This window comes from Cellulomonas septica (assembly GCF_012396155.1).
GTDB lineage: Bacteria > Actinomycetota > Actinomycetes > Actinomycetales > Cellulomonadaceae > Cellulomonas > Cellulomonas septica.
The window spans coordinates 1-3,086 of record NZ_JAAXOY010000440.1; the positions used below are offsets into that span (position 1 = coordinate 1).

2 protein-coding genes are annotated in these 3,086 nt (G+C 73.4%); both read right to left on the minus strand.

What is annotated here, in order from left to right:
* Nucleotides 1–14: 14 nt before the first annotated feature.
* A complete protein-coding gene (yicI, locus tag HGA02_RS14640) occupies nt 15–2,297 on the minus strand; it encodes an alpha-xylosidase (protein ID WP_168679728.1) in 2,283 nt (760 codons plus the stop codon).
* On the minus strand, nt 2,294–3,086 hold a 793-nt coding region (locus tag HGA02_RS14645), incomplete at its 5' end, for a beta-galactosidase (protein ID WP_210728608.1). The genes HGA02_RS14645 and yicI, both read right to left, overlap by 4 nt.

Below are 3,086 nucleotides of genomic sequence, written 5' to 3' on the forward strand. Positions count from 1 at the left end.
CCCCCACGCCGGGCTCACAGCGCCAGCTCGACGACGGCCTGCCCGGCGACGGCGTGCGCCGTCCCGCCGGGACCGTCCGCCGACGGCGCGACCTGCACCGACCAGGGCGACGACGTGCCGCGCGCCTCGACGCGCACCGTGCCGCCCTGCCGGCTGACCTCGAACTCGGCGTCGCCGTCCGCCGACGGGACGCGCGTGACCGACCGGTGGCCGTCCGGCAGCCCGAAGACGCGCAGGGTCAGGCCGTCCCGCCAGTCGTCGTCCGGACGCTCGTCGCGCGCCGCGAACGGCACCACGCCACCCGGCCGGACGTACAGCGGCAGCGAGTCGAACCCGTGCCGCTCGCGCACCCACCGCGGGCCGGTGACCTGCTCGCCCGACAGCAGCGACGTCCACGTGCCGTCGGGCACGTACACGTCGACCTCGCCGTCCGCCGAGAACACGGGCGCGACGAGGAGCTGCGAGCCGAGCATGTACTGCGTGTCGACCGTCCGCGCGCCGCGGTCGTCGGGGAACTCGAGCACCATCGGGCGCATCACCGGCACGCCCTGCTCGTGCGCCTCGACGCCCGCCTGCGCGAGGTACGGCATGAGGCGCAGCTTGAGCCGCGTGAAGTCGCGCGCCACGTCGACGGCCTCGTCGTCGAACGCCCACGGCACCCGGTACGAGCTCGAGCCGTGCAGGCGGCTGTGCGACGAGAGCAGGCCGAACGCGAGCCACCGCTTGAACACGGCCGGGTCGGGCGTGCCCTCGAACCCGCCGATGTCGTGGCTCCAGTAGCCGAAGCCCGACAGCGCGAGCGACAGGCCGCCGCGCAGCGACTCCGCCATCGACGCGAAGGTCGACTCCGAGTCGCCGCCCCAGTGCACCGGGAACTGCTGGCCCCCGACGGTCGCCGACCGCGCGAACAGCACCGCCTCGCCCTCGCCGCGCTCCTCCACGAGCAGGTCCCAGACCGCCTTGTTGTAGAGGTACGTATAGTAGTTGTGCATCCGCTCCGGGTCGGTGCCGTCGTGCCACACGACGTCCGTCGGGATCCGCTCGCCGAAGTCCGTCTTGAAGCAGTCGACGCCCTGCCCGAGCAGCGTGCGCAGCTCCTCGGTGTACCAGCGCACCGCGTCGGGGTTGGTGAAGTCGACCAGGCCCATGCCGGCCTGCCACAGGTCGGTCTGCCAGACGGAGCCGTCGGCGCGCCTCACGAGGAACCCGCGCTCCTTGCCCTCCGCGAACAGCCGCGAGCGCTGCGCGATGTACGGGTTGATCCACACGCAGATCCGCAGCCCCTTGGCCTTGAGCCGCGCGAGCATGCCTTCCGGGTCGGGGAACGTCGCGGGGTCCCACGTGAAGTCGCTCCAGTGGAACTCGCGCATCCAGAAGCAGTCGAAGTGGAACACCGACAGCGGGATGCCGCGCTCGGCCATGCCGTCGACGAAGCTCGTCACGGTCGCCTCGTCGTAGGACGTCGTGAACGACGTCGAGAGCCACAGCCCGTACGACCAGTCGGGGACGCGCGCCGGGCGGCCGGTCAGCGCCGTGTACCGGCGCAGCACGTCCTTGGGCGTCGGCCCGTAGATGACGTAGTACTGCAGCGACTCGCCGGCGACGGAGAACTGCGTGCGCGACACGACCTCGGTGCCGACCTCGTACGACACGAGCCCCGGGTGGTCGACGAAGACGCCGTAGCCCTGGTCGGACAGGTAGAACGGCACGTTCTTGTAGGCCTGCTCGCTCGCGGTGCCGCCGTCGGCGTTCCAGATGTCGACGCTCTGGCCGTTCTTCACGAACGCGCCGAACCGCTCCCCCAGGCCGTAGACGTGCTCGCCCACGCCGAGCGTGAGCTGCTCGTGCACGTAGTGGTCGCCGCGGGCGTCGGTGACGACGCCGATGCTGCGCGGGGTCGACGCCGTGAGGTGCCGCCCGTCGCCCTCGAACTGCACGCTCCACTCGCCGCGCGTGCGGACGCGGGCCGTCAGCGCGCCCGCGGTGAACGTCGCGATCCCGTCGGCGTCCGCGGGCTCGACCTTGACCCCGGCCGGCTGCGTCGCGAGGCCGAAGTGCGGGCCACGGTCGACACCGCCCTGGAAGTGCTCGATGCGCACGCCGACCACGTCGTCCATGGGCGACGAGAACGTCACCGTGACGAGCGGGCGGTTGAGCGTGTCACCCCGCGACGTCAGCGGTGCCGTGGAGGACCACACGGTGAGGGTGTCGTCGCCGACCTGGACGTCGGCGACGTCGCGCGGCCGCAGGATCGTCGTCCCGGGCTGCGGGAGCCAGTACCCGTCGGTGAACTTCATCGTGTCCTCTCGGTCGGTGCGAGGTGCAGGGCTGCGGCGCCCTCGGCGGGCAGGAGGAGCTCGTCGGCGACGGTGTCGCCGGTGAGCAGGTCGGTCGCGGCGGTCGGCAGACGGACCGTCTGCTTCGCGCGGGACCGGTTGAGCACGAACAGCACGTCGCCGCGGCGGGCGACCTCGACACCGTCGGGCACGTCCACGAGCGGGGCCGTCACGCCCGCCGCCGCGACGCAGTCGGCGACGACCGCGGCGAGCACGTCGCGCGGCGGGACCGTGGTCACGTACCAGGCCTCACCGGTGCCGTCGCCGTCGCCGTGCGTGCGGCGGGTCAGCGCGGGGCGACCGGCGAGGTCGCCGTCGGCGTACGTCGCGAGCACCTCGGCACCGTCGCTGCGGACGTGCTCGGACCACGTGGTCGCGACGAAGTCGCCGTACCGGTCGGAGGTGACCGGGACGCCGGTGTCGCCGAGCGGGCGCCAGTCCTCCCCCGACGCCCCGAGGACACCGGCCCACGGGACCGGGAACCGGCCGCGACGGACGCGTGCGTGCTCGTCGGCGACGGCGCTGAAGGGACCGACGAGCAGCACGCCGCCTCGCTGCGGCACCCGGGCCACGTTGGCGGCGTCGGCGTCGGTCACGGCGTGCAGCGCGGGGACGACGACGAGGTCGTAGCCGTCGAGGTCCGCCGACGGGGGCACGACGTCGGTCGCGATCCCGGCCCGCCAGAGCGGCTCGTGGTACGCCGCGAGCTGGCCGAGCACGTCGAGGCGCATCGACGGTCGCGCGGGCAGG